Origin of the sequence: Microbacterium deminutum, from assembly GCF_039530205.1 — a bacterium.
GTDB lineage: Bacteria > Actinomycetota > Actinomycetes > Actinomycetales > Microbacteriaceae > Microbacterium > Microbacterium deminutum.
Map to the genome: position 1 here is coordinate 117,750 of NZ_BAAAOG010000004.1, position 23,621 is coordinate 141,370.

Here is a 23,621-nt window from a genome sequence, read left to right on the forward strand (position 1 = left end):
GTGGACACGAGCGAATCTACGGCCAGTGCGCTGCCGAGGAATCCGTCAGATGACGTACGTCAGTGACGCAAGTCCGCGTCTCGCTCGAGGGCGTCGCGCAGGGCGGCGCGCGACATGATGCCGAGCTTGGGGAAGATGCGGGAGAGATGCGTGGAAACCGTGCGCGGAGAGAGGTACAGCCGGCCGGCGATCTGCTTGTTCGTGAGCCCGGTGGCGGCGAGGCGTGCGACGGCGGCCTCTTGCGGGGTGAGCGCGTCGGCGTCGGTCTCGGTGCCACCGGCTGCTCTGAGTTCTCGCAGCGCCCTGTCGGTCCATGGCGCCGCCCGCAGGTCCCGGAACGTGTCGAGGGCGGATGAGAGGTGGACACGTGCGTCTGCAGGCGAGTGGGACCGCCGCAGCTGTTCCCCGTAGACGAGTTCGACGCGGGCGCGGTCGAACATCCATCGCTCACTTCCCGGCGTGGCGAGGGCATCCTCGAAGCGCTCGCGCCAGTGCCTTGAATCGGTCAGGGCTGAAGCAGCGCCGACAAGGAGGTGGAGCCGCGACGAAAGTTCGCCGAGCCCGGCATCCATCGCCGCTTCGACGTGAGCGGCGGCTTCCGCACGTCGACCCGAGCGCGTGGCGGCCTCGACGAGTTCGAACACCACCCAGACTGCGTGACCCAGGAACGGCTCGAGAGTGCCCGCCGGGCTGATGGATGCGGCATGCCGGTACGCGGATTCGAACCGTCCGTGGGGGAGCTGGAGCATGCAGCGGATGTGCGAGGCGTACGCCGCCAGCGTGTACAGGCGCCGCGGGGCCGCCCAGATGAGCAGCTGCTCGGCGGCACTGTCGGCCGCGGCATCCCGCCCCCGCGCCGCATCCACGAGACCGCGCATGAATCGTCCGGGCGCCGACGTCAGCACGTAGCCGAGTTCGTCGCAGAGCCGCAGCCCATCGGTTGTGGCACGTTCCAGCTCGTCCCAGTCGCCCGAGAAGTAATCGTCGTTCGCGAGGAGGAGCAGCGCTTCGATCTCCTTGGTCACCGCGCCGCCGCGGCGACCATCGTCGACGACCCGCCACAGCGCGTCGCGCGCCCGGCCGACGCGATCGAGATACGCGCCGGCGGTTGCGATCCTTGTGATCCGCACCGGGTCCGACGTGAACTGCAGGCTGTCGAGCGCGGCCTCGAGTCGGCTGATCACCGACGCGTCTGCCCGCGCGGGATCGCCGAAGGCGTCGTCGAGCAGTGCGAGAGTCTCGGGAACGACTGTGGAGACCCGAGCGAACTGTCGTCGAGCGTCAACCCAGAACTCAGCTCGGCCGGCGTAGAAGCACACGAAAACCAGCGTCTGCAAGGCCTCCATTGTGGCCTCGTCTGCTGGGTCGAGCGGACCTGGATGCGCGGTGAGCGCCGCGATCAGCAGCCGCTGGGCGCTGGCGGCGTCGCCCTCTCCATTGAGCAGGTGGTACGCGGCGGCCGTCGCGGCCGCGATCGACGCTGCACCGGTCCGGTTCTGCTGTGTTCCGACGAGCAGCTCCGGGCTGGATTGGAGTTCACCGGTGACGAGCGACCCGAGGTAGGCGGCACGGGCAACCCGTCGGGCGCGATCCTCCGGCGCCGGGCTCAGCTCCGCGGCTCGAAGCATCGCGGCCGTGGCACGGGTGCTGTTTCCGGCATGGAGCAAATCGCCCGACACCGCCTCGAGCAGTCCGGCGATCTCTTCGTCCGGGATCGACGCGGACTGCCCGAGATGCCATGCGCGTCGTTGCGGGTCGTCCGCGAATGCGCGCGCGAGAAGCGCGTGCGCGTGTCGGCGCTCTTCGCTGGTCGACAGTTCGAACACGGCGGAGCGGATCAGCGGATGGCGGAACTCTCTGCGACCCGTGCGCGGGTTCAGGCGGAGGATGCCCGCGCGTTCGGCGGGCGGCAGGTCGGCACGCCCTTCGGGCGTCGGGATGCAGTCGTCGATCGCCATGCTGGTCTCGGCCCCGGCGAGGACGACGAACAGCAGCAGTTCGCGGGTACCTGCGGGCAAGTCACCGAGGCGTCGGGCATACAGTTCAGTGAGCCGCTCGGTGAGCGGGAGCGTCTCATGGAGCGGTCCTGGTTCACCTTCGAGCGCGGCGGGCAGGTCCAGCAGCGCGAGAGGGTTCCCCAGGGCTTCGTCGCGGATCCGCCTTCGGACATTGGCCGAAAGTGCCGGGAATCGACTCACAAGCAGTGAATCGGCGCTCGCATCGTCGATGGGCGAGAGGATGTGCGCGTCGAACCCGCTCCGAACGAACAGATTCTCGAGTTCTGACCGCGCGGCGACGAGGAGCAGCACGGTCGTGCCCCGAAGCCTTCGCGCGAGGTACGCCAGCGCCATTCCACTCGCGAGATCGAGCCACGGCACATCGTCGATCACGATGAGCAGCGGCATCGTCCGAGCGACTTCGGTGGTGAGCGCGAGCAATGCTGCGCCGGCGATCAGCTGAGTGGGCGGGGGCCCCAGCTCGAGGCCGCTGATCACCGCGATCGCATGCCGATGGATCTCGTCCAGCGCGGGGAGTGCGCCGAGCAGCGGATGGATCAGCTGGTTGAGCGCCCCAAACGTCAGGTCGGCTTCATATTCGAGCGCAGTGGTCCGCACCGCAGTGCGCCCGGCCTGCTCGGCGATCTCCGATGCTGCGTCGAGAAGGGCCGTCTTCCCCACGCCGGGCTCGCCGCTGAACAGCAGAACCGGGGACGACGACGCGGATCCACCCTGCATGAACTCCGTGATCAGAGCGAGCTCGGCATCCCGACCGAACAGCATTACACACCACCCGTCGCTCGGCGCATCGCTGGCCGATCACCCCCGAAACTACGAGCCGCGCTCCGCCACCGCAACAGGCGGCCGGTTCGACACCGCTGCGGTGATCGCGCCACGTGGGGATCATCGCCCGCGTTCATCCGATTCCGGTATTGTCCGCGAAGGAAACAAATCCGGACGGAGCACGGGATGGCGAGTGGTGCGGCTGTTGGCGCACAGGGCCCTGAGTCAGGATCGATCGTCAGTCGGTGACGCGTGCCCAGCTGAAAATGCCGAAGGTCGTGTCGGTGGACGCGTTGTGCGCTTTCGGGTCGACCGTCAGCCGCAGATACTCCAGCGGAGTGGTGCTGCCGTGGACGACGATGCGGTGGAAGTTCGGTACATGGTAGGAGGGGTGGCTGTTCCAGGCCTCTCGCGTCGAGCCGAGGATCGCGTTGTGAACGTCCGAGGTGCAGATGCTCCCGCCGTTCTCGTCATCCCCCGTGCACGGCGCCCCCTGCAGCAGCGGGTTGTCGGAGCGGTACACGTGAGAGTCGCCGTTGAGCATCAGCACGGGGCGCCGGAACGCCTTCGTCTGATCTGCGATCGTCTTGATGATCGGCTCGAAGTTCGACAGGTGCGCCGTGCCTGCGGGGTTGCCGTCGACATCCCACATGTCTGCCTGATCGACGATCACCACGCCCGCCGCACGGGAATGGCGCGCCTCTTCGAATGCCGCCGTGATCCAACGCGTCGCCGCGCCCGTCAGCGCCGCGCGCAGCTGCGCCTGCTGAGCTGTCTCCGCGGGCACGCCATACCAGGGATCGCCGATGAGGTTCGAGCCGCCGGGCACATTGATCGTGACGAACACGACGTCGTTCCTGGTCCAGCGGACGTTCTCGATGAACGCCCTGTCTTCGGGATGCCTGCGGTCGTAGGCCGTCGCCTGCGACGTGACCCGGAGGGAGTCCGAGCCGAGGGTGTGTCCGGGCTGAGCGAAGAAGATCGATCGCACCAGGCCGAGGTTCGCGGCGGGGTCGCCCTTGGCATAGTCGACCGGCTGGCCGTCGGCGCCGAGCACATAGTCGATGGCGCCGGTCGTCGCGTTGTACGCGCCGCCGCCCTCCTTCTTCTTGTGGCAGTCCGCCCATTCGTTGTCACCGGGGGTGTAGACCATCGGATCCGCGAAGGCGGTCCACAGGTCGTAGATCTGCTGGTCGTAGGACTGCGTGCAGTACTGGGAGCCGGAGTGGATGTCGCCTACATGCAACACGCCCGACACCAGGGGGTCGGCGTTCACCGCCGCGATGAACGCCGGTGTCGCGTCGGTCTCGCTGGTGTCGGTCGGAGATGTGCCATATGGCGCGTCGCCATAGACGGCATAGGTGAACGGAGCGTGCTTGCTGTGGCCGGCATCGCCGGGGCGTGTCGAATCGGCCGAATGCACCGCCGGGAGCACCGCGGGCGAGAGGAATGCGATGGCGGCGACCAGACCGCCCAGGACGCGCGTGTACATGACGACTCCTTTGCCAGGCTTGCACCGGTGCGGGTGGGGGTTGGTCGTCAGCGTAGTGAGGATGTCGCGCGGCCGGTACGCGGCGGCATCCGGAATTCACCACCGCGCCATGCAGAGTTCACCGCTTCCGCATCGGAGAGGAGAATGGCGACGGAAGGCCAGGTGCATGATCACGCCACGAGTCGTCGTCCGCATCGCTCTCGCGGTCGCAATCTGCGCGTACGCGTTCACGACTGTCCTGCCCTGGCTGATGATCGTGGCGTACCGAAGCGAGTGGATGCCGGTGCTCATCTTCCTCGGCAACGCCACCGCGGGCGACGACTGGCACACTTTCCTGCCGCTTCTGCGGGGCACGCCCGGCTGGGTAGTCGGCATCATGATCGCAGCAACCGCACTCCTTCTGATGGGCGGCGCTCTGGCCATCTTGGGCTCGCCCGTCGGACCCTGGATGCTCGTGGTCGCCTCCGCGCTCACGCTCGTGCAAGTCGTCGTCCTGCACGCCGACCCGGCGTATGGCCGAATCTTCCTCGCGAGTGGTGAGGCTCAGGACTGGCTCGCCGTCGCAGTGCTCGCGGCGCTGACGGCGGTCGCATTCGGGGCTTTGCGGCGACCGGGACCCCGCACCCCGCGGCAGTCCCTGGCATCGCGCCCCCGGGCGCCGACGGATGGGGCGTAAGCCCCGAGAATCGCGGAGAACGGGTTCGCTCAGCTGCGATCCCCTTTCGCCCGGCGCATACCTTGTAGTTCTATTTACATGGAACCACAAGGTATGAGGTGAGGGATGTCGACATCCACCGCGCCATCATCGCGGCGCACGCGTGCTGTGCTGGTCCTGGCCTCGGCTGCTGTCGCGGGCGGTCTGCTGGGCTGGCTGTGCTCGACGGTGATTCTCGTGAGCAGCCCGCTGGCGCTGATTCCGTGGGCCGTGGCGGGCGTCGCACTGGGATGGCTCGCGCGCAGCTTCGGCTTCGCCGCCTTAGTCGGCGCAGTGTATGGCTTCGTGCTCGGAGTCGCGTTCATGATCGGCGGGTACGCGGGGGCTGCCCCGCTCGTCGCGGTGCTGCCCGCGTTCGCCGCCCTGGGGCTCGCGGCCGCAGTCGGTGGGCTCGTGTGCTCGGAGCTCGGGGCAGGCGTGAGGAGGATGCTGCGGCGCGGAACAATCGCGGATCGCTGAGCTCGAGCTCGAACTCGAGCTCGAGTATGCCGGTGATCCCTCCTGCCGGATGCCTGCCGCTGACTACCTGTTCGCCGGCCACTCGACGAAGACGGGATGATCCTCCGTCCGCCGCAGCCCTGCGGCGAACGCCCACGTCAGCACCGCCACAGACGCGCCGAGAACGGCACCTGCAATGACGTCGGTGAGCCAGTGCGCCTCGAGGTAGGTGCGACTCCATGCCATCGCCGCAACCCAGATCACGGCGAACACCCACGCGACCCGCGCGCGGATCAGGAGTGCGACCACGACCGTCACCGTCGCGGCCAACGAAGTGTGACCCGACGGAAAGGACGTCATCGCGTCGTTGGCCAGTGAGTCGGCGGGTCGCGGACGAGCAAACGAGAGCTTCAGTACGCCCGTGATCGTCTCGGACACCAGCATCGCTGCGACGACTGCGATGGCGTCCCGCGGACGCCGAGCCGTCAGGAAGCCGATGACGATGGCGATGCCGATCGCGATCATCGAGGCCACGCCGCCGATCAGATCGAGTGCCCAGGCGACCGCGAGTCCGGCATCCGTCCGCCACGCGAGCATCACGTCATGCCACCACGTGTCGACCGCCAGCGGCCCGTTTCCGAGAGCATGGATGACCAACCCGAGCAGGACGACGGCGAGAACGCCTGCCGTCCCGACGACAAGTGTCGCGGACGACGACGGTGCGAATCGTGCGGGCATGCCACCCTCCGTCGCCGTGCCGTCACCGCTGTGGTGATCTCGACCTCCGACGCTAGAGGCGTGGCCCGGCGATTCGCAGTGATGGGCGTGGAGCTGTCTGAGAGAACGCTCAGGAGCCCGGTGGGCACCGCCGCAATCGAGTGTCGGGGTTCTCGCTGAGTCACCTGAGAGAACGCTCACGCCAGCGCGCGCCGGAACATTGGGAACACCAAGCCGACGTCGAGAGGGTGGCGGGATGACGAACACCATGCCCGAACATGTCCGCACCATTCTCTTCAACCGGGTCCCGGAGGTGACCTTCGCCTTCTGGCTCATCAAGGTCCTCTCCACCACCACCGGCGAGACGTTCGCCGACTACCTCAACGTCGATCTGGGCATGGGCCTCAGCATCACGACGTGGATCATGAGCGCGCTGCTCGCCATCGCTCTGGTCGCCCAGTTCGCGACGAGACGCTACAACTCGGGGATCTACTGGACGGTCGTCGTGCTGATCAGCATCGTCGGCACACTGCTCACCGACAACCTGACCGATGTCCTCGGCATCGAGCTGTGGGTGAGCACCGTCATCTTCAGCGTCGTGCTCGCCGTGACGTTCGGAATCTGGTTCTACCGCGAGCGCACCCTCTCGATCCACACGATCTTCACGCGCCGTCGGGAGTCCTTCTACTGGATCGCGATCCTGTTCACGTTCGCGCTCGGCACTGCGGCGGGCGACCTCATCTCGGAGGGGTTCGGCCTCGGGTATCTTTTCGGAACCATCCTGTTCTCGTCGCTCATCGGGATGATCGTGGTCGCGCGTTTCGCGTTCAAGGCCAACGTCGTGTTCTGCTTCTGGGCCGCTTACATACTGACGCGTCCCCTCGGCGCCTCGATCGGCGACCTGCTCTCGCAGAACCCAGCGGACGGTGGACTGGGCCTCGGCACGACGGTGACCAGCGTGGCGTTCCTCCTGGCCATCGTCGCGATCGCCGCCTACCTGGGGATCAAGGTGCGTCGGCAGCGTGCAGAGGCCGTCACGGCCTACCGGGCGTCTGTTCTGGACGCCGATTCCGTCGAGGTGGCCGTCTGAGGCACGTATCCCTCGGTCGTTCGCAGCCCCTTCGCGCGCCGTAGGATCACAGCACGGAAGGAGGTCGGCCCGTGGCATTGCGCATCTTGACTGTGGAAGATGAGCCCGAGATGGCCGACCTCCTGGCCCGCGGCCTGCGCGGCGAGGGCTACGTGGTGGACATCGCGGAGAACGGCATCGATGCACTGACGCTCGCGAAGGACGGCGGATACGACATCGCCATCCTCGACGTCATGCTGCCGGGGATGTCGGGCATCGAAGTGTGCCGGTGGCTGCGCCGCCAGAGCGACGGGCTGGCGATCATTCTCCTCACCGCCCGTGACGCGGTCGATGACCGCGTCACGGGACTGGACGCCGGCGCAGACGACTACCTCACGAAGCCGTTCGAGTTCGCCGAGCTCGCCGCGCGACTGCGGGCCTTGCGTCGCCGGGATGCGATCGGCGCATCACGCCTCGACATCAGCGGACTGCAGATCGACATGCTCCGGCATGAGATCTCCGCCGGGGGAAGGGAACTGCGGCTCAGCAGAACGGAGTTCGATCTGCTGAGGCTGCTCGCGGTCAACCTCGGGCGGGTCATGCCCCGCGCCGACATCCTCGACTCGATCTGGGGATCTGCGTCATACATCGATGCGAACATCGTCGACCAGTACGTCAGCTATGTCCGCCGCAAGCTCGACGCCGTCGGCGCGCCGGTTCGCATCGCCACGAGCCGCGGTGTGGGCTATGAGCTGATCCCGGCCGATCCGTGAATCTCTCGCGGCTCACCATCCGCGCCCGCATCACCGGCGGCAGCCTGCTGATCGCGATCCTCATCTCGATCGCCGCCGGCGTCGTCATCTTCAGCCAGGTGCAGCGCATCGTCAGCGAGGGCCAGGTGCGCCTGCTCGAGGGCATCGAGGGGCCCTACATCACCGCGATCAACGACGGCGACACGCAGGAGTTCGATCTCCCCGGCCCCGGTCAGTTCGTCGCGGTGGTCGATCCGGCAGGAGCCGTCGTCCTCGACACGCTTCCCGCCACGCTGGCAGCCGACGCGACTGCCATCGCCGCCCAACCCGACGGCGTCCAACCGGTCGGGGACTACCTGGTCCGGTCCACGTCGGTGAGCACCGTCGACGGCACGTGGCACGTCATCACCGCGAGCGGCAAGGATGACGAAGTCCTCAACCAGATGGCGCTCCTCCTGATCGTCAGCCTCGCCGTCATCAACATCGCGTTCGGGGCGGCGGCGTGGCTGATCGGCTCCGCCGCGCTCCGTCCCGTGGCCCATCTCCGGCGAAGCGCGGAAGAACTGGTTTCGGCACCAGGCAGCGACCTGCTTCCGGTCGGACCGGCCAAAGACGAGATCTCGGAGCTGGCTTCGACCCTCAACGAATTGATCCGCCACCTTCGCGCCTCCGCCGACCGCGAGCGGCAGATCGTCTCAGACGCCAGCCACGAGTTCCGCACCCCTCTCGCCATCCTCCAGACTCGCCTCGAACTCACGCAGCGGGAGGCCAGCAGTGTTGCGGAGATGCAGGCGGATGTCGCGGCCGCGCAGAAGACGCTCGCTCGGCTGTCGTCGCTCGCGACATCGATGCTCGAGCTCTCGCGCATCGATGCGCAGGCCGGACCGGGCGTCGCATCCATCGCGGAGCTTGCGACGGAGCTTGCGGATGCCGCCGACCGCGGTCGCTTCCACGTCGCGGATCGCGACATCCGCATCGACTATTCGGACGACACGTTCGGCGAGGGGGATCAGGTCCGCGTCAGCGAAGCCGACTTCGGACGGGTGTGCGACAACCTCGTCAGCAACGCGGTCGAGGCGATCGGCGAATCGGGAGTGATCGAGTTGGCGCTGACCCGGGAACCCGCGTGCATCCGCCTGACCGTGACGGATGACGGCGGGGGAATGGATGAGGCGTACGTACCCCTCGCGTTCAACCGCTTTTCGCGAGCGAGCGAATCCCGCACGCGCGGGGGTGCGGGATTGGGGCTCGCGATCGTCGCCGGGATCGTCACGGTCTCCGGCGGAGCCGTCACCCTGAACAACGCGCCCGGTGTCGGACTGCGAGTCGATGCCACCTTCCCGCTCACACGGCACCCAGGTTGATGTGCTGTCACGCTCCGGCTGCGACGAGGATCCCGTCCGTGACGAAGCCGGCCAGGAGTCCGATGAAGACGCCGTACCCGACGAGCTGAGCGCGGCGGGCGCGGGCCACGACGCCGAGGAGCTGGATCACGACGTAGATGATCGAACCGGCGGCCAGGGACAGGAAAAGGATGCTCAGCTGTTCGCTGACGAACGTCCATCCGATGAGAGTGCCCACGAACGTGGGTCCGCCCCCGATCAACGCGAGAAGGAGCAGGAAGCTCCACGACGGACGAGGCGCAGTCCCTGCCAGCGGAGCCACGATGCCGAATCCCTCCGTCGCGTTGTGCAGCGCGAATCCCACGACCAGCACCGTCGCGAGGGCGATCTGACCGGTGGCCGCCGACTGCCCGATCGCGAGGCCCTCCGCCATGTTGTGCAGCCCGATGCCGATCGCGATGAGCAGGGCAAGCCGTCGCGGCGCCGGATCGCTCACGTCCTGCGACCGCTGCGCGAGTCGCTGGAACAGCGGAATCGACAGGAGCCCGACCGCGATTCCGGCAGCGAACAGGAATCCATTCAGCAGCAGCAGCGAAGGGTCCGATCCATCCGCGAGCAACGCGTCGATCGGCTCCCACGCTGCCGAGAGCACATCCCACAGCAGGAACAGCAGAACCCCGACGGCCCCGGCACTCAGCATCACCCGCAGACCCTGCGACGGCGAGCGCAACCGACCGAAAGGCATCCCCAGGAGGATCGTCGCACCCGCGACGACTCCGAGCAGCAACACAGCTCCGAACGACACTCGTATCCTCCTTAGGCTAGGCGTACCTAACCTAATGCAACCACAAGCGGATCCGAGAATCCCACACATCCGGGCTTACGCCTGGTCGGCACGATCGACGAGATCGTCGAGCCGCACGACTCGGCGAGAGCGCTGTCGCTCAGAAGCTGAACTCCTCCGAGTGCAGGTGTCGTTTCGGCAGGCCGGCGGCGAGCAGTGCGATCGTGGTCGCCTTGCTCAGCGCCGGGCCGGCACAGAGGTAGACGTCTCGCTGAGCGAGGTCGGGCACCCGGGAGAGCAGGTTGGCGCTCGTGACGGCACTTCGAGGATCGGATGATCGGCCCGTCCAGTAGACGAGCTCCGCACCGCGACGGCCGGCGATCTCTTCGAGCTCGTCGCGGAACAGGATGTCGTCGCGGGTCGACGCCCGGTACAGCAGCGTGAGTGGTCCGCCGCCCCGCGACATCGTCTCGAAGAGCGTCCGCATCGGCGTGATGCCGACTCCTCCGGCGATGAGGAGCACGCCACTGCGGGTGCGGCGTCGCTCCGTCATCGCCCCATAAGGACCCTCGGCGAGGACGATCGTGCCGGGCGTCATCTCGTGGATGAGTCGGGTGCCGTCGCCGACAGCCTTCACGGTCAGGCGCAGGTGATGGTCGGTGGGAGGCGCCGAGAGCGAGAAGGGGTGGGCCATGTACCAGCTTCCCCCCGTGAGGAACCGCCAGCGGAAGAACTGGCCGGGCTTCGCCGCGAGCTCTTTCAGCGCGCGCCCCGACACCACGATGCTGACGACGCCGGGTCCTTCTTCGACGACGGCGACGACACGCAGCCGATGTCGTGCCGCCTGCAGAACCGGTGCGATCAGCCGGTATCGAACCAGGATGGCGAAGCTCAGCGTGTAAAGGAGACTCCAGACGATCTGCACGACAGGGTGGCCGGCGAGGTCGGGCCCGGCGAGTTCGTGCGCGAACGCGAGGGCGATCGCCAGATATGTCAGCAGATGGATCGCGTGCCACGTCTCATACCTCAGCCGCCTGCGGGCGGCGCGCGCGGAGGCCGCCCCGATCGCGAGGAAGAGGGCCGTCGAGGCACTGGCCGCGACGAGTCCCGGCATCATGAGCACCTGATCGGTCGAGGTCCCGATGGACAGCCGCTGCGCTTCTGCCCACGCCAGCACCGCGGCGACCCCATGCACCACGATCAGGACGATCACCCAAGGTCCGAGCAGGCCGTGCCATCTCGACATCCGGTCCGCGCCGATGTTGTGCTCCAGCAGCGGGGCGCGCGCCATCATCAGGATCATCCCGGTCACGGCGTACCCGGCGAGGAGGCCTGCGGTGTGCGCCACCAGAGGCAGGTTCACCACGATGGGGCTCGGTGCGAGGGTGATCGCCAGAGCCACAACCCCCGCCGCCCCGAGTCCGAAGAGCGCCACGGCGACGCGGGCGGTGAGCACGTGCGGGAGGATGGCGCTGTCCGGGCGCGAGCGAACCCGGCGACCACTCGGCAGAGCCTCAGTCGCCGCCACGGCCTCGTCCTCTTCCGTCTCTCGCGTTACGCGCATCGATACGGCCGCCGGCGTCGCGCGCGACGACGCCCGCCCCCGGCGCGTCCGCGGTCACCGGCGCGACCGCGTTCGCGGCCGGGGCCGCGGCCACCGCGACAGGCGACACGAGCGGCCCGCTGCTGCCGAGGGCGACGCCGTAGATCACCGCTCCGACGAGGAGAGAGAGGGATGTCGCGGACGAGACGGCCTTCCACATGCCCTTCGCGGCTGACCGCGAGGGCCTCACGCCGCCGGCCGTATCGTACGTCTGCAGCGATGCGGCCAGTTCGTGCGCCATTGGTCTGCTCCCTTCCAGTTGCGATGGGCGGCGCCGAATCTCCGCCGCCAGCACCGGGATCATGCTCCGGTGCGGCTTGGTGCCACTCGCCGCGGCCCGGCCGCGGTCAGGGGGTCGGGGTGGGCGAGGGCGTGGGAGTGCTGTCGTCGCCTGTGCCTCCGCGCCCGCGCTGGGTTTCGGATCGCCCCCCGTGACGGGCCGGTTGCCCGCCCGAGCCGTCGGCCTGGTCGGAGCCGCCGCCGCGCGAGCCGGACTCGCGCCCGACCGAGGACCGGTCCGACTCCTCGCCGAGGTGGGCCGCAGCCCACCCGATCCCGATGCCGCCGCCGAGCAGGATGACGGCGACGGCGACGGCGGCGCTCACCCGCACCCAGGTCCGCCGGAAGAAGCCGGGCCTCCTCGTCGGCGTGTCCGGGATGGCCTGAGCGGGTCCGGCCGTCGGCGTGGTGGGTGCCAGTGGGATCGCGCCTTGCGAAGTCTGGGCCGGCGAGTCTGCGCGGAGGCCGTCAGGCCCTGTCTCGTACTGGTTCTCGTTCTCCATCACCTCACTGTCCGCCGCCGGGTCAAAGGCCAGTCCAAGATTCGGCCGCGTTCAGCAACCTCATAAGACGGCGGATGATGCCGGTCGGGCAGTCGGGTTGGGATGCCGCGCCACGGGCAGGACGAGAAGGAAGGTCGTTCCCTGCGGCGAGGTCCGCTCCACGCTCACATGGCCGCCGAATCGTGCGGCGATGTCGCGCACGAGCGCCAGCCCGAGACCGAAGCCGCGACGAGGAGCCTCGGTCTCGGAGCGCACGAATCGCTCGAACAGCCGATCCGGGTCGACTCCTGTGATGCCCGTGCCCTCATCGGTCACTCTGAGTTCGACCATCCGGGCCGTCGCTCGCCCCGAGACCGTCACGGCACCTCCGGGCGGCGAATGTCTGACGGCGTTGTCGAGGAGCGCGACCAGGGCTCTGCCGAGCGCGGTCGGCTCGGCCGCCGCATCCACGTTCCTGGGCGCGTCGGTGACGATGGCGACGCCGGCGTCGGCGGCGCGGAACTGCAGCGCGTCGGCCGACGCTGCGACGACCGAGGCGACGGCGGCGACGGCTTCGGAGTCCTCGGCGCGGGTCCCTGCCGTGTCGGCGGCGAGGAGCAGGTCGGTCAGCACGTCATCCATCACGGCGGCATCCCGCCGCAGATCCCCCAGCGCGGCCAGCACGTCGCCGCCGCGCTCCGCTCTGTGCCGGGCGAGCTGGATCCGGCTCGTGAGCGTCGTCAGCGGGGTTCGAAGCTCGTGGCTCGCGTCGGCGACGAAGGCGCGCTGCACGCGCAGCGCTTCAGCGAGCGGGAGTGCGCTGCGGCGCGCGACGTACCACGCGACCAGGGACAGTGCGACCAGGCCGACCGTGCCGAGCACGATGATCAGCGGCACGACGTCACCGAGGTCGACGACCCGGTCGCTCCACAGGGCGCCGTGGTGACCGGGGCGGTCGTCCGGGCGTGAGCCTGTGAAGATCACCGCGACCGCGATCACGGTGATCAGCACGACGATCGCGACCGAGGCGAGGGCCACAGAGAGCGCGACGCGGAGCGCCGAACGCTGGACCCTCATCCGGTCGGAGACCACGACGGACGGCGATGAGCGCGAAGAGGTCATCGAGGGTCCCCGCTCCGGTACCCGCGGAACCGGACCGTCTCGATGATCTCGGTGGTCGACTTGCGGCGGATGTAGTGCACATACGTGTCGACGGTCGCGGGCGAGCCGCCGTCCGGGAAGACAGCAGCGATGATCTCTTCGCGTGAGAACACGTGCTCCGGGCTCGAGGTCAGCAGCTCCAGCAGTTCGTTCTCCGTGAGGGTCAGCGCGATCCTGCGGTCGGCCGGCGAGTAGAGCGCTTGCGCGCGGGGCGTGAACAGCCAGTCGCCGATCTCCCTGCGCTCGCCGACCGCACGAGTGCCCCGGCGAAGGGCGCGCAGCCGCGCGAGCAGTTCCGCGAAGTCGAACGGTTTGACCAGGTAGTCGTCGGCGCCGATGTCGAGCCCGCTGACGCGATCCTCGACGGTGCCGAGCGCGGTCAGCATCAGCAGCGGGGTCGCCAGATGCGCCGTGCGGATCGCGCGGACGAAGTCCGCACCAGACATCCCCGGCAGCCGGCGGTCCACCACCATGACATCGAAGCGGCGCGCGAGCGCGACCGACAGCGCCTTCTCGCCGCTGGGCGCGTGCTCCACACGGTAATGCCCCGCGAGCATCTCCATCACGATCTCGGCGATGTCGGGCTCGTCCTCGACATACAGCAGGCGCGGCTCGTCACCGTGTGAAACCTCGCTGGATGCAGGCATGGTGTCAGCCTGCAGACGCCGGCTATGCGAACGGCATGGAGTGGCGGTGAATGCGCCGTACGAGAACATTCTCGTGCGCGAGGAGACCGCCCGCGCGCGATCTGGCCCGGATCGCCGCGAGCGCAGGAGAATGCCCTTGTGGACATCATCACCCTCAACAGCGACGTGCGGATTCCCCAGCTGGGCATCGGCGTCTACCAGGTCTCGTCGGCCGATTGCGGCCCTGCGCTGGCCGCTGCGTTCGAAGCCGGCTACCGCTCGGTCGATACCGCGAACGCCTACTTGAACGAACGTGCGGTGGGCGCCGCGATCCGCGGCAGCGGACTGCCGCGCGACGAGATCTTCCTGACGACGAAGCTCTGGCCGCCGGATTACCGGTACGACAAGGCGGTCGCCGCGATCGACGGCACCCTCGAGCGGCTCGGAGCCGACTACATCGACCTCCTGCTCCTGCACCAGCAGTACGGAGACTACAAGGGGGCGTGGCGGGCGATGGAGGAGGCGGTGGCGGCAGGCAGAGTCCGCGCGATCGGCCTCAGCAACTTCAACCAGCAGCGGTTCACCGACCTCACCGACAGTGCGAAGATCATGCCGGCGGTGGCGCAGGTGGAGTGCCATCCGTACTTTCAGCAGCGTGACCTCAAGGAATTCCTCACTCGATTCGGCACGGTGCTCGAGGCCTGGTACCCGCTCGGGCACGCGCATCGCGGGCTGCTCGGCGAGCCGCTCTTCGCACGGCTTGCGGCCGCCCACGGCAGATCGCCCGTTCAGGTCATCCTGCGGTGGCACATGCAGCAGGGTCACATCGCGATACCACGATCGACCGATCCCGCCCACATCAGGTCCAACATCGAGATCTTCGACTTCACGCTCACACCCGAGGAGATGGGGTCGATCGCGGAGCTGGACCGGAACAAGCCGTTCTTCCGGATGCCCGACTTCGTCGGCAACATCGTCTTCCGGGCGGCGCGGATCAACTTCGACAAGCGGCAGCGCTGACCGATCCGGATGCCGACCGATTAAGGCAGACGCTGCCGCTCGGCATCCGCTGCACTCGACGTTCGGATCCCGAACGGAGCGCCGCTGCCCGTGCGGCGCATGACCACCACCAGCACCACCATGACCAGGGCGAAGCCGAGGGACACCCACCCAGACCCGATCCCCATGCCGCCCTCTGCGACGGGCTTTCCGAGCCAGTCCGCCACCGAGGCTCCGAGCGGGCGGGTCAGCACGTAGGCGAACCAGAACGCGAAGACGGCGTTCCAGCCCAGGTACCGGTAGCCGAGCGCGGGAATGAGGATGAGCGTCGCGAAGACCCCGATCGAGGCGAGGTATCCGAGGCCGAGCCCGACCGCGGCGAAGTCGCCGGCCGCCGTGCCGAGCGCGAATGTCCCCACCACGGCGGCCCAGTAGAAGAGCTCACGACGGGTGGTGGTGACCGCGTGCACCGAGAGCGTCCCCTCCACGCGTCGCCAGGTGATGAAGACGCCGGCGAGGATGATCGCGTACATCGTCGCGGATGCCGCATAGGGAAGGCCGACGACCACATGCACCACGTCGGCGGCCATCGTGCCGAAGACGCCCACCATCGCGACCGCGAGCCAGTAGACCTCCGGCACGTACCGCCGGCGGGTGAGCTGGAACACGACCGCGCCGACGAAGAGCGCGAAACCGAGGAGCACCGCCACCACGGGGGGCAGGACATGTATCGAGAAGTCCGACACGGCTTCACCGAGAGCGGTGGAGGCGGCTTTGGTCGCCCAGAACAGGCGCGAAGGATCGGGGACGCGCTGAGCGGGGGTTTCGGTGCGGGTCGGCTGAGGCGGTGCCATGTGATCCCTTCTCATCGAGGCGGCGGCTACGGGAGTTCGGCGGCCGCCTTGCGCACGGCGGCGCTGCGGCGGCGCTTGGCCAGTGCGGTGATGACGACCGGCGCGACGGTCACGGCGATGATCCCGAGCATGATCCACTCGATGTTGGACGCCACCCACGGGATCGAGCCGAGCAGGTATCCGGCGACTCCGAGAACCGTCGCCCAGATCACTCCGCTCGCGGCATTCCAGACGCTGAAGACGGGATGCCGCATCGCCGAGGCGCCCGCCGCGGGTGCGATGTAGGTCCGCACGATCGGTACGAAGCGCGCCAGCACGAGCGCGGCCTTGCCCCACTTCTCGAAGAACGATTCCGTCTCGGCCAGGTACTCGGGCTTGAAGGCGCGCGAGCCGGGGCGGAAGAGGCGGCGCCCGTAGCGGCGCCCGAGGACGAACCCCAACTCGCCGCCGGCGATCGCGGCGACGGCCGTGATAACGACGACGGCGGGCCACGGCACGTTCAATGCCCCGGCCAGGATCGCCGCCGCGAACACCAGACTGTCGCCCGGAAGAAAGGGGAACAGCAGGCCGTTCTCGATGAACACGATCGCGAAGACCACGAGAAGGGCGAGCGGGCCGAAGCCGGCCAGCGTGCCGATGATATCCATGTCTGCGAGCGTCGGGTGCCGCCGCTAAGAAACGACTGATCGAATCCGCTCCGACCACACCGACCTGCGGCCCGCATCCTTAGAGGGTTCTTGGACGCGGCGTCGCCTAATGGTGCTGATGGCCCTCACCGCTCCCGTTCGCATCGCAGACACCGTCTCGGCCCGGCAGTTCACCGGGTCGGCGAGTCTGGGCCGGGCTGCGGCCGCGGTGGGAGTCCTGGCGGCGCTCATCAGCCTGGCGGGATCGTGGATCCCCTCGCTGTGGGGCGACGAGGCGGCGAGCGTGCTGTCAGCGACCAGGCCGGTCGGAAGCCTGCTCGCGATGCTGACGCACGTGGACGCGGTCCACGGCGCGTACTACCTGGGGCTCCACGCCTGGACCGATGTCTTCGGATCATCTCCCTTCTCGGTGCGCCTCCCCTCGGCGATCGCCATCGGGGTGTGCGCTGCCGCGGTCACCTGGCTCTGCGGTCGTTTCGGGTCCCGACGGTTCGCCATCCTGGCCGGCGTCTTCGCCGCGATCCTGCCGCGACTGACGTACGCGGGCGAAGAGGCGCGCGCCTACGCATTCGATGCGGCGATCACGGCGGTACTGTGCGTCATCCTCGCGGAGCTCATGCTGCGACGCGAACCACGCTCGACGCGGATGCTGTGGATGGCCTACGCAGCGACGCTTGCGATCGGCATCTATGCCTTCCTCTATGTCAGCCTCATGATCCTCGCGGCGGGTGTCGTGGTGCTGTGCACCCCGCATCTGCGGCAGGAGTGGCGGCGCTGGGTCGTCTCGTCCGCGGCGGCCGGGGCGATCGCCGCCCCGGTGTTCGTCCTCGCATTCATCGAGCGCAGCCAGATCGCGTTCCTCGCCCACCGCAATGTCGTCAATCCCGACGCCGTCCTTGTGAAGATGTGGTTCGGCGATACGCCGTTCGCTGTGCTCGCCTGGGCGCTGGTCGCGGTTGCGGTGGGCGGATTCGCGATGGATGCCGTGCGCTCCCGCCGAGCCGGCGTCGCCATGGGTGCGCGGCTCGAAGTGATCGCCCTGGCATGGCTCGTCATCCCGGTCGCGATCCTGCTCGTGGCGAGTCCCTTCGTGGCCGGCTACACGGCGCGTTACGGCACGTTCGCGGCGCCAGCCGCGGCGGTGCTCATGGCCATCGGCGTGCGGCGGATCGCGCGCATGCGGTGGCTCGCCGCCGTCGCCATCGCCGCGGTGCTCGCATCGGCCGCTCCGATCTGGGTCGACCAGCGGCAGCCGTACGCGAAGAACCAATCGGACTGGAACGAGATCGCTGCGACGATCCACTCCCGTGCCGTCATGGGCGATGGGATCGTGTTCGACGAGGCGGTGCGGCCGTCTCGAAGGCCGCACCTGGCTCTCGACACGAATCCTGCGGCCTTCGCCGCCGTCCGCGACGTGGCCCTCGAGACTCCCTTCGCGGCGAGCGACACGTGGCATGGCGTCGCATTCACGATCCCCGAAGCCGCACGGCTCGGCCGGTTCGATGGCGTCCGCCGACTGTGGGTCGTGGAATACTCCACCGGAGTCGCGGCCGACACATCCGGCCTGAGCGATCTCGAGGCGCTCGGCTATCACCGGGCGGACCGGATCGAACTCCACCGCAGTGTCGTGTACCTGTACACCAGGTAGCCGGTTGCGGTCACGCTTTCGCGCGGGGGAGCGAGATCGTGAGCGTCGTCCCCTGTGCGGACGTCTCGGTCACCTCGACGGTGCCGCCGAATCGCCCTGCGGTGTCCTGCACCAGCGAGAGGCCGATCCCGAAGCCGGTCCGACCGCTCCCACCGCCGTCCAAGGCCTCGGAGGATCGGGCGAACCGGTCGAAGACGCGATCCGGCGCGATGCCACGGATTCCGGCGCCGTGATCGACGACCGCGAACTTCACATGCGTCCGCGTCGTCGTCGTCGAGATCGTCACGACATCGTTCGCGGGCGAGTGCTTGATCGCATTGTCGATGAGAGCGACCAGCGCCCGATGCAGACTCGTCTCGGGAACGGCGACCCAGGCGTCGTCCGCGTCATACATCGCCGCGAGGTGCACAGCGTGCTCGGCAGCGAGCATCTGCATCGACGACCTCGCCGCCTCGACCGCCTCTCTGACCGACACCGCGGTGTCCGGACTGCCGGGTGCGACATCCATCGAGCTCAGCAGATCGTCCACGACGGCGATCAGACTGCGGCTGTCGGCCCGCAGCTCGGCGACGACCTCGCGGTGCGGGTCGTCCGCCGCCAGCGAGCGCTGCAGCGCCTGCAGCCGCGCGTCGAGAATCGCCAACGGCGTGCGCAGCTCGTGCGAGGCATCCGCGACGAATCGTCGTTGGCGACTGAGCGCGTCGACCAGCGGAGCGATGGCGCGCTGCGTGGCGAGCAGTCCGAGCGTTCCGGCGAGCACGATCGCCAGGATGCCGATGACCACACCGCCGACGAGGATGTCGAGTCCGCCGATGTCGACCATCTCCTCGTGGTGCTGCCGGTCGAGCAGGTCGACGAACGGGACCTGATTGAAGACGAATGTGAAAGCGGCGACGAGCACGGCGATCACCAGGATCGAGACCGCGATCGTGATCCACAGGCCGACGCGGAAGGCGGTCCGTCGCACGAGGCGCGCGTCGGGGTCGATCGGGTCGTGCCCTCGACTCACAGCATCCCCACGCGATAGCCACGTCCTCGCACAGTCGTGACGATATCGGGATCGGTCTTGCGGCGCAGATAGTGGACGTAGGTGTCGACGGTGCCGGGAGTGTCGGTCGCCTCGAAGACGGTGTGCAGGATCTCGTCGCGGCTGAACGTCTTCTGCGGGTGGGTGGCGAGCAGTTTGAGCAGGTCGGACTCGCGCGCTGTCAGGATCATGCGGCCGTCGTACGGCGAGTAGACCGCCCGGGAATCGGGATAGAACTCCCATGGCCCGATGCGGACGAACGGGCCCTCGCCCTCCGACACCCGCCGGATCGCGCGGAGCCGGGCGAACAGCTCTTCGAACTCGAATGGTTTGACCAGGTAGTCGTTGGCGCCTGCGTCGAGGCCCCGCACCTTGTCCTGCACGGTGCCGAGCGCCGTGAGGATGAGGGTCGGAGTGTTCACCCCATCCCGGCGGAGCGCCTCCACGATCGAGACGCCGTCGAGCGTCGGGAGGCGTCGATCGACGATGAGCACGTCGAAGGCCCCTCCGCGCGCGGAGTCCAGCGCGACCCTGCCGTCGGCGATCAGGGTGACCTCGTACACCTCGTCGAGCACTCTGGCCATGATCGGACCCAGCTGGGGATCGTCTTCGGCCAGCATGAGACGCGGCCGGTTCTCGTGCATCGTCGTCCTCTCCGAGTTCACAGTCTGCCTATTTGTCTGAGATCTCTCCAAGAATCGACCGATGTCACGCTGAGTGCCTGACGTCGTCAGCGTGCCGCGACGACATCCGGACTCGCCCGAAGGATCTGCGGACGGCTCAGGGTCCGGTCGACGGCGACGGCCACGACCGCCACGACGACCATCGACGCGAGGACGTCCGTCGGATAGTGCACGCCGAGATAGACCCGCGACCACCCTGTCACGACGACGATGAGAACGGCGGCGGCGATGCACACACGTCGTGCCCTCCCGGCGGGCATGACGAGGACGATCGCGCAGCACAGTGCTGCGGCGAACGCGGTATGGCCGCTCGGATAGCTGAACGTGAGCGGGTGCGGCACCGACATCGGAACGAGGGATGCCGAGTCGGGTCGGGGTCGGTGCACCAGGACCTTCATCAGCTCGGCGAGCGCCCACGAGACCGCGATCACCACTCCGATCCTGACCGTCGGCCGCCATGCCCTGGTGAGCAGCAGCGCCCACGCCAACGCGATCAGCACCACCAGGATCGCGCCGCTCGATCCGAAGACCGCGTTGATCGTCAGGGCCACGGCGTCGAGTCCCGGGAATTGTGCGCTGTGGACGGCATCCACGATCGTCAGCTCCCACGCCGACCAGGCCGGGTGCGCGACGATCCACAGGCCGATGACGAGCACAGCGCCGTATACGACGAGCGCGATCAGCAGCGGCGCGATCAGGGCGGGCTTTCTGGCGGGCGACACCGGTATAAGATCCGGCCCGTCCCCTGAGAAACGACTCAGGATCGCGGGCCCGCCCGTAACGGACGGCTCCCGCCCCCGCCCCATCCGTCCCAGCAATGACCTGGAGCGTCCGGTCTATGATCGCCGAGTGAGACTCAACCGCTCGCACGCCCTCAGTCGCTACGTCGATCGCGCCCAACGGGCACTTGATTTCGAACGGCACGCGTTCTTCCGTTCCCGCCCCCTCCGTCCCGATGTCGTGCTGTACGAATCCTTCGCGGGCAACGGGGTTCTGTGCAATCCGGAGGCGATCTTCCGATACCTGCTGCAGCACCCCGATTTCACTCGCCTGGAGCACGTGTGGTCCATCTCGGATCCCGCGGCCATTCGCAGGTTCCGTTCGGAGTTCGGCGGTGACCCTCGGGTCCGGTTCGTCCGGCGCGGTTCGAGCGCGTACTGGCGCGAACTGGCGACTGCCGGATACCTCATCAACAACGCCACCTTCGCTCCCGAGTTCGGCAAGCGGCCGGGGCAGGTCTACCTCAACACCTGGCACGGCACCCCGCTGAAGCTGATGGGGTTCGACATGCCCGACGGGGCATACGAATCGGCGAACACCTTGCGCAACTTCCTCGCCGCGGACTATCTGCTCGCGGCCAACCCGTTCATGAGCGAGGCGATGTACGAGAGCGCCTATCGCCTGCGCAACATCTACCCCGGCCGCATCATCGAGGCGGGATACCCGCGCATCGACAGGCAGTTCCTCGGTGCCGACGCAGCGGACGAGGCGCGCCGCGAGCTGGTCGATGCCGGCATGCAGATCGGCGACCGCAGGATCGTGCTGTTCGCTCCGACCTGGCGCGGTTCGTCGTTCAGCAACCCCGAGGACGATCTCGACGGTCTTGCGGTGCAGGTCGCCGAGCTCCAGTCCAGTGTGGGCGGGGATTTCGTCGTGCTGCTCAAGACGCACCAGGTCGTCCACGCCCGAGCGGCCGCACGTCCGGCCCTCACGCGGATCCTCGTGCCGAACACCATTCCCACGAACGTCCTGCTCGGAATCGCCGACGGCCTCGTGACCGACTATTCGTCGGTCTTCTTCGACTTCCTGGCGACCGGTCGTCCCGTGGCGTTCCTCACCCCGGATGCCGACGCCTACCAGGGTGTCCGGGGGACCTACCTGCCTCTCGACGAGCTGCCGGGGCCGGTCACACCGGATCCCCGCGAGGCGGGAATGCAGTTGCGCGCAGCGATGGATTCCGCCGTGCCGCACGCTCGGTACCACGAATGGGCGAGCAGGTTCGTCCCCTTCGACGACGGCGGTGCGACCGCGCGGGTCGTCGACATCGTCTTCCGCGGAGATGACCGCGACCGCCGCGGCAGGGCCGCGTTGCGCGACGGGCGCAGGCGCGTGCTGTTCTACCTCGGCGGGATGCGGTCGAACGGGATCACGACCTCCGGACTGAATCTGCTGAGCGCGATCGACCACGACCGATACGACGTGACTGCGCTCATGCCGCTGCTGAGGTCGGAGGCTGCTCGGGCGAATCAGGCGCTCATCCATCCCGCGGTGCGACAGGTGTTCCGAATCGGCGGGATGAACGGCTCGAAGGCCCTCCACCTGCGCCGTCGGCTGGACGGCCTGGTGGGGTCTCCCCTGGAACCGGGCATCGCAGGCTGGCACGAATCGCTCTGGGTGGACGAGTGGGCGCGCGTATTCGGGTCGGCGCAGTTCGACTGGGCCGCGGACTTCAGCGGCTACAGCCCGTTCTGGGCGAACCTGATGCTGCACGCGCCGGGGGTGCCGCACGCGATCTGGCTGCACAACGAGATGGTCGCAGACAGAGAGCGCACGGTCGGAGGCCGGAAGCGGTTCAGGCGCGCCCTCGGGCAGGTGTTCTCGCTTTACGGGTCGTTCGGCAGCCTGGTGTCGGTATCGCCACGACTCACCGAGCTCAATCGCGACGAGCTCGGCGGTTACGCACCGGAAGAGCGCTTCGTCACTGTCCGCAACCTTCCGAACGTCGACCGGGTCATCGACGGGGTGCGCGAGCCGCTGGCCGATCTGCTCACTCCCGACGAGGCGACTCCGCCATGGCTGGTCTTGCTCGGGAGGCGGCATCCCGGCCACAGATGGTTCGTCAGCGTCGGCCGCCTGTCACCGGAGAAGAACCATGCCCGGCTGATCCGCGCCTTCGCGCGGGTGCATGCGCACGACCCCGACGTGCGGCTGATCATCGTCGGCGGCGGCCCGCTGGAGGACGACCTGCGTTCGCAGATCCGCGGAGCGGGCCTCGAACATGCCGTCTTCCTCGCAGGCGAGCGGCGCAATCCGTTCGCCATCATGGCCGCGGCGGACTGCTTCGTACTGTCGAGCGAATACGAGGGCCAGCCGATGGTGCTGCTGGAGGCCGCGCTGTGCGGGATGCCGATCGTGTCGACGTCGTTCGCCTCGGTGGACGACGCACTGCCCGCCGCGACAATCCACATCGTCGACCAGGATGACGATGCGCTGAGTGAAGGCATGCTCGCGTTCCTGCGCGGGGACGTGCCTGCCAGCACGCTCGACATCTCGGACTACATGCGCGAGGTCGCCGGCGAGCTCGACACGCTGATCGACGGCTCGATCGCCGCGGGCGCCCGATGACCGGACGCAGCGGCGCACCGGGACGCCTTCGTTGCGAGGACGACACCCATCGCCCCGGAGGAACCATCTGAAGACCCGCCACGATCGCCGCAGGGGTCGTCGTCGTGGCCGGCATCCTGCTCGGCGTGGTCGAGGTGCTCGCGCGCATGTGCGACGAGGACGAGGTGCGAGCCGATC

The 23,621-nt window shown here is 68.2% G+C and carries 22 protein-coding genes; 8 read left to right on the top strand and 14 right to left on the bottom strand.

The window, feature by feature from the left end:
* Positions 1-59: 59 nt before the first annotated feature.
* Together ABD212_RS12175 and ABD212_RS12180 are read right to left on the bottom strand one after the other, a co-directional pair.
* Complete coding sequence (locus ABD212_RS12175; protein ID WP_344094974.1) at positions 60-2,780, bottom strand: AAA family ATPase; 2,721 nt, start codon at positions 2,778-2,780, stop codon at positions 60-62.
* A gap of 238 nt (positions 2,781-3,018) precedes the next feature.
* Positions 3,019-4,272 carry a hypothetical protein gene (locus ABD212_RS12180; protein WP_344094976.1) on the bottom strand — a complete coding sequence of 418 codons (1,254 nt, stop codon included), beginning with the start codon at positions 4,270-4,272 and terminating at the stop codon, positions 3,019-3,021.
* Positions 4,273-4,438: 166 nt separating this feature from the next.
* Here ABD212_RS12180 and ABD212_RS12185 point away from each other — a divergent pair, with 166 nt between their 5' ends.
* Positions 4,439-4,948, top strand: a complete 510-nt coding sequence (locus ABD212_RS12185) for a hypothetical protein (protein ID WP_344094978.1) — start codon at positions 4,439-4,441, stop codon at positions 4,946-4,948.
* A gap of 105 nt (positions 4,949-5,053) precedes the next feature.
* Entirely contained in the window at positions 5,054-5,446 is a 393-nt protein-coding gene (locus ABD212_RS12190) for a hypothetical protein (RefSeq protein ID WP_344094980.1), read from the top strand.
* Between the two features lie 63 nt (positions 5,447-5,509).
* Here the strand turns inward: ABD212_RS12190 and ABD212_RS12195 are convergent, their stop codons facing one another.
* Complete coding sequence (locus ABD212_RS12195) at positions 5,510-6,163, bottom strand: phosphatase PAP2 family protein (protein WP_344094982.1); 654 nt, start codon at positions 6,161-6,163, stop codon at positions 5,510-5,512.
* A gap of 235 nt (positions 6,164-6,398) precedes the next feature.
* On the opposite strand from ABD212_RS12195, the gene ABD212_RS12200 reads away from it, so the two are divergent.
* The 3 genes from ABD212_RS12200 to ABD212_RS12210 all read left to right on the top strand — a co-directional run bounded on the left by ABD212_RS12200 (position 6,399) and on the right by ABD212_RS12210 (position 9,327).
* Positions 6,399-7,232, top strand: coding sequence for a COG4705 family protein (locus ABD212_RS12200; protein ID WP_344094984.1), 834 nt, complete (start codon positions 6,399-6,401; stop codon positions 7,230-7,232).
* 71 nt (positions 7,233-7,303) lie between these two features.
* A complete protein-coding gene (locus ABD212_RS12205) occupies positions 7,304-7,984 on the top strand; it encodes a response regulator transcription factor (protein WP_344094985.1) in 681 nt (226 codons plus the stop codon).
* Positions 7,981-9,327, top strand: coding sequence for a sensor histidine kinase (locus ABD212_RS12210; protein WP_344094987.1), 1,347 nt, complete (start codon positions 7,981-7,983; stop codon positions 9,325-9,327). The genes ABD212_RS12205 and ABD212_RS12210 overlap by 4 nt, the downstream gene beginning before the upstream one ends.
* 7 nt (positions 9,328-9,334) lie before the next feature.
* Here ABD212_RS12210 and ABD212_RS12215 read toward each other — a convergent pair whose 3' ends face one another.
* The 6 genes from ABD212_RS12215 to ABD212_RS12240 all read right to left on the bottom strand — a co-directional run bounded on the left by ABD212_RS12215 (position 9,335) and on the right by ABD212_RS12240 (position 14,262).
* Complete coding sequence (locus tag ABD212_RS12215; protein ID WP_344094989.1) at positions 9,335-10,111, bottom strand: ZIP family metal transporter; 777 nt, start codon at positions 10,109-10,111, stop codon at positions 9,335-9,337.
* 139 nt (positions 10,112-10,250) lie between these two features.
* The gene (locus ABD212_RS12220) at positions 10,251-11,618 is read right to left on the bottom strand and encodes a ferredoxin reductase family protein (RefSeq protein ID WP_344094991.1); all 1,368 of its coding nucleotides are present in this window, start codon (positions 11,616-11,618) and stop codon (positions 10,251-10,253) included.
* The gene (locus tag ABD212_RS12225) at positions 11,605-11,934 is read right to left on the bottom strand and encodes a hypothetical protein (protein WP_344094993.1); all 330 of its coding nucleotides are present in this window, start codon (positions 11,932-11,934) and stop codon (positions 11,605-11,607) included. The genes ABD212_RS12220 and ABD212_RS12225 overlap by 14 nt, the downstream gene beginning before the upstream one ends.
* A gap of 106 nt (positions 11,935-12,040) precedes the next feature.
* Positions 12,041-12,475, bottom strand: a complete 435-nt coding sequence (locus ABD212_RS12230) for a hypothetical protein (protein WP_344094995.1) — start codon at positions 12,473-12,475, stop codon at positions 12,041-12,043.
* A 60-nt stretch (positions 12,476-12,535) separates the two neighbouring features.
* Positions 12,536-13,576 (bottom strand): sensor histidine kinase, encoded by a 1,041-nt coding sequence (locus tag ABD212_RS12235; protein ID WP_344094997.1) that lies wholly within the window; start codon positions 13,574-13,576, stop codon positions 12,536-12,538.
* A complete protein-coding gene (locus ABD212_RS12240; RefSeq protein ID WP_344094999.1) occupies positions 13,573-14,262 on the bottom strand; it encodes a response regulator transcription factor in 690 nt (229 codons plus the stop codon). Before ABD212_RS12240 ends, ABD212_RS12235 begins: the two co-directional genes overlap by 4 nt.
* 138 nt (positions 14,263-14,400) lie before the next feature.
* Here ABD212_RS12240 and ABD212_RS12245 point away from each other — a divergent pair, with 138 nt between their 5' ends.
* Positions 14,401-15,261 carry an aldo/keto reductase gene (locus ABD212_RS12245; RefSeq protein WP_344095001.1) on the top strand — a complete coding sequence of 287 codons (861 nt, stop codon included), beginning with the start codon at positions 14,401-14,403 and terminating at the stop codon, positions 15,259-15,261.
* A 20-nt stretch (positions 15,262-15,281) separates the two neighbouring features.
* On the opposite strand, the gene ABD212_RS12250 is transcribed toward ABD212_RS12245, so the two are convergent.
* Together ABD212_RS12250 and ABD212_RS12255 are read right to left on the bottom strand one after the other, a co-directional pair.
* Positions 15,282-16,094, bottom strand: coding sequence for a COG4705 family protein (locus ABD212_RS12250; protein WP_344095003.1), 813 nt, complete (start codon positions 16,092-16,094; stop codon positions 15,282-15,284).
* A gap of 26 nt (positions 16,095-16,120) precedes the next feature.
* Positions 16,121-16,741, bottom strand: coding sequence for a DedA family protein (locus ABD212_RS12255; RefSeq protein ID WP_344095005.1), 621 nt, complete (start codon positions 16,739-16,741; stop codon positions 16,121-16,123).
* 118 nt (positions 16,742-16,859) lie between these two features.
* Between ABD212_RS12255 and ABD212_RS12260 the strand changes: the two genes are divergently transcribed.
* Positions 16,860-18,389: a glycosyltransferase family 39 protein gene (locus ABD212_RS12260; protein WP_344095007.1), complete on the top strand. Its 1,530-nt coding sequence runs from the start codon at positions 16,860-16,862 to the stop codon at positions 18,387-18,389.
* A gap of 10 nt (positions 18,390-18,399) precedes the next feature.
* On the opposite strand, the gene ABD212_RS12265 is transcribed toward ABD212_RS12260, so the two are convergent.
* From ABD212_RS12265 to ABD212_RS12275, 3 genes are all read right to left on the bottom strand, one after another.
* On the bottom strand, positions 18,400-19,356 hold the full coding sequence (locus ABD212_RS12265) for a sensor histidine kinase (RefSeq protein ID WP_344095009.1): 957 nt from the start codon (positions 19,354-19,356) through the stop codon (positions 18,400-18,402).
* Between the two features lie 38 nt (positions 19,357-19,394).
* Complete coding sequence (locus ABD212_RS12270) at positions 19,395-20,060, bottom strand: response regulator transcription factor (protein WP_344095011.1); 666 nt, start codon at positions 20,058-20,060, stop codon at positions 19,395-19,397.
* A gap of 86 nt (positions 20,061-20,146) precedes the next feature.
* Positions 20,147-20,821 (bottom strand): phosphatase PAP2 family protein, encoded by a 675-nt coding sequence (locus tag ABD212_RS12275; RefSeq protein WP_344095013.1) that lies wholly within the window; start codon positions 20,819-20,821, stop codon positions 20,147-20,149.
* A 127-nt stretch (positions 20,822-20,948) separates the two neighbouring features.
* Between ABD212_RS12275 and ABD212_RS12280 the strand changes: the two genes are divergently transcribed.
* On the top strand, positions 20,949-23,444 hold the full coding sequence (locus ABD212_RS12280) for a CDP-glycerol glycerophosphotransferase family protein (RefSeq protein ID WP_344095015.1): 2,496 nt from the start codon (positions 20,949-20,951) through the stop codon (positions 23,442-23,444).
* Positions 23,445-23,621: the final 177 nt, after the last annotated feature.

Coding starts and splice junctions, on each gene's coding strand:
- ABD212_RS12175 (WP_344094974.1), bottom strand. CDS start 2,780: ATGCTGTTCGGTCGGGATGCCGAGCTCGCTCTGATCACGGAGTTCATG.
- ABD212_RS12180 (WP_344094976.1), bottom strand. CDS start 4,272: ATGTACACGCGCGTCCTGGGCGGTCTGGTCGCCGCCATCGCATTCCTC.
- ABD212_RS12185 (WP_344094978.1), top strand. CDS start 4,439: ATGATCACGCCACGAGTCGTCGTCCGCATCGCTCTCGCGGTCGCAATC.
- ABD212_RS12190 (WP_344094980.1), top strand. CDS start 5,054: ATGTCGACATCCACCGCGCCATCATCGCGGCGCACGCGTGCTGTGCTG.
- ABD212_RS12195 (WP_344094982.1), bottom strand. CDS start 6,163: ATGCCCGCACGATTCGCACCGTCGTCGTCCGCGACACTTGTCGTCGGG.
- ABD212_RS12200 (WP_344094984.1), top strand. CDS start 6,399: ATGACGAACACCATGCCCGAACATGTCCGCACCATTCTCTTCAACCGG.
- ABD212_RS12225 (WP_344094993.1), bottom strand. CDS start 11,934: ATGGCGCACGAACTGGCCGCATCGCTGCAGACGTACGATACGGCCGGC.
- ABD212_RS12230 (WP_344094995.1), bottom strand. CDS start 12,475: ATGGAGAACGAGAACCAGTACGAGACAGGGCCTGACGGCCTCCGCGCA.
- ABD212_RS12235 (WP_344094997.1), bottom strand. CDS start 13,576: ATGACCTCTTCGCGCTCATCGCCGTCCGTCGTGGTCTCCGACCGGATG.
- ABD212_RS12240 (WP_344094999.1), bottom strand. CDS start 14,262: ATGCCTGCATCCAGCGAGGTTTCACACGGTGACGAGCCGCGCCTGCTG.
- ABD212_RS12250 (WP_344095003.1), bottom strand. CDS start 16,094: ATGGCACCGCCTCAGCCGACCCGCACCGAAACCCCCGCTCAGCGCGTC.
- ABD212_RS12255 (WP_344095005.1), bottom strand. CDS start 16,741: ATGGATATCATCGGCACGCTGGCCGGCTTCGGCCCGCTCGCCCTTCTC.
- ABD212_RS12260 (WP_344095007.1), top strand. CDS start 16,860: ATGGCCCTCACCGCTCCCGTTCGCATCGCAGACACCGTCTCGGCCCGG.
- ABD212_RS12270 (WP_344095011.1), bottom strand. CDS start 20,060: ATGCACGAGAACCGGCCGCGTCTCATGCTGGCCGAAGACGATCCCCAG.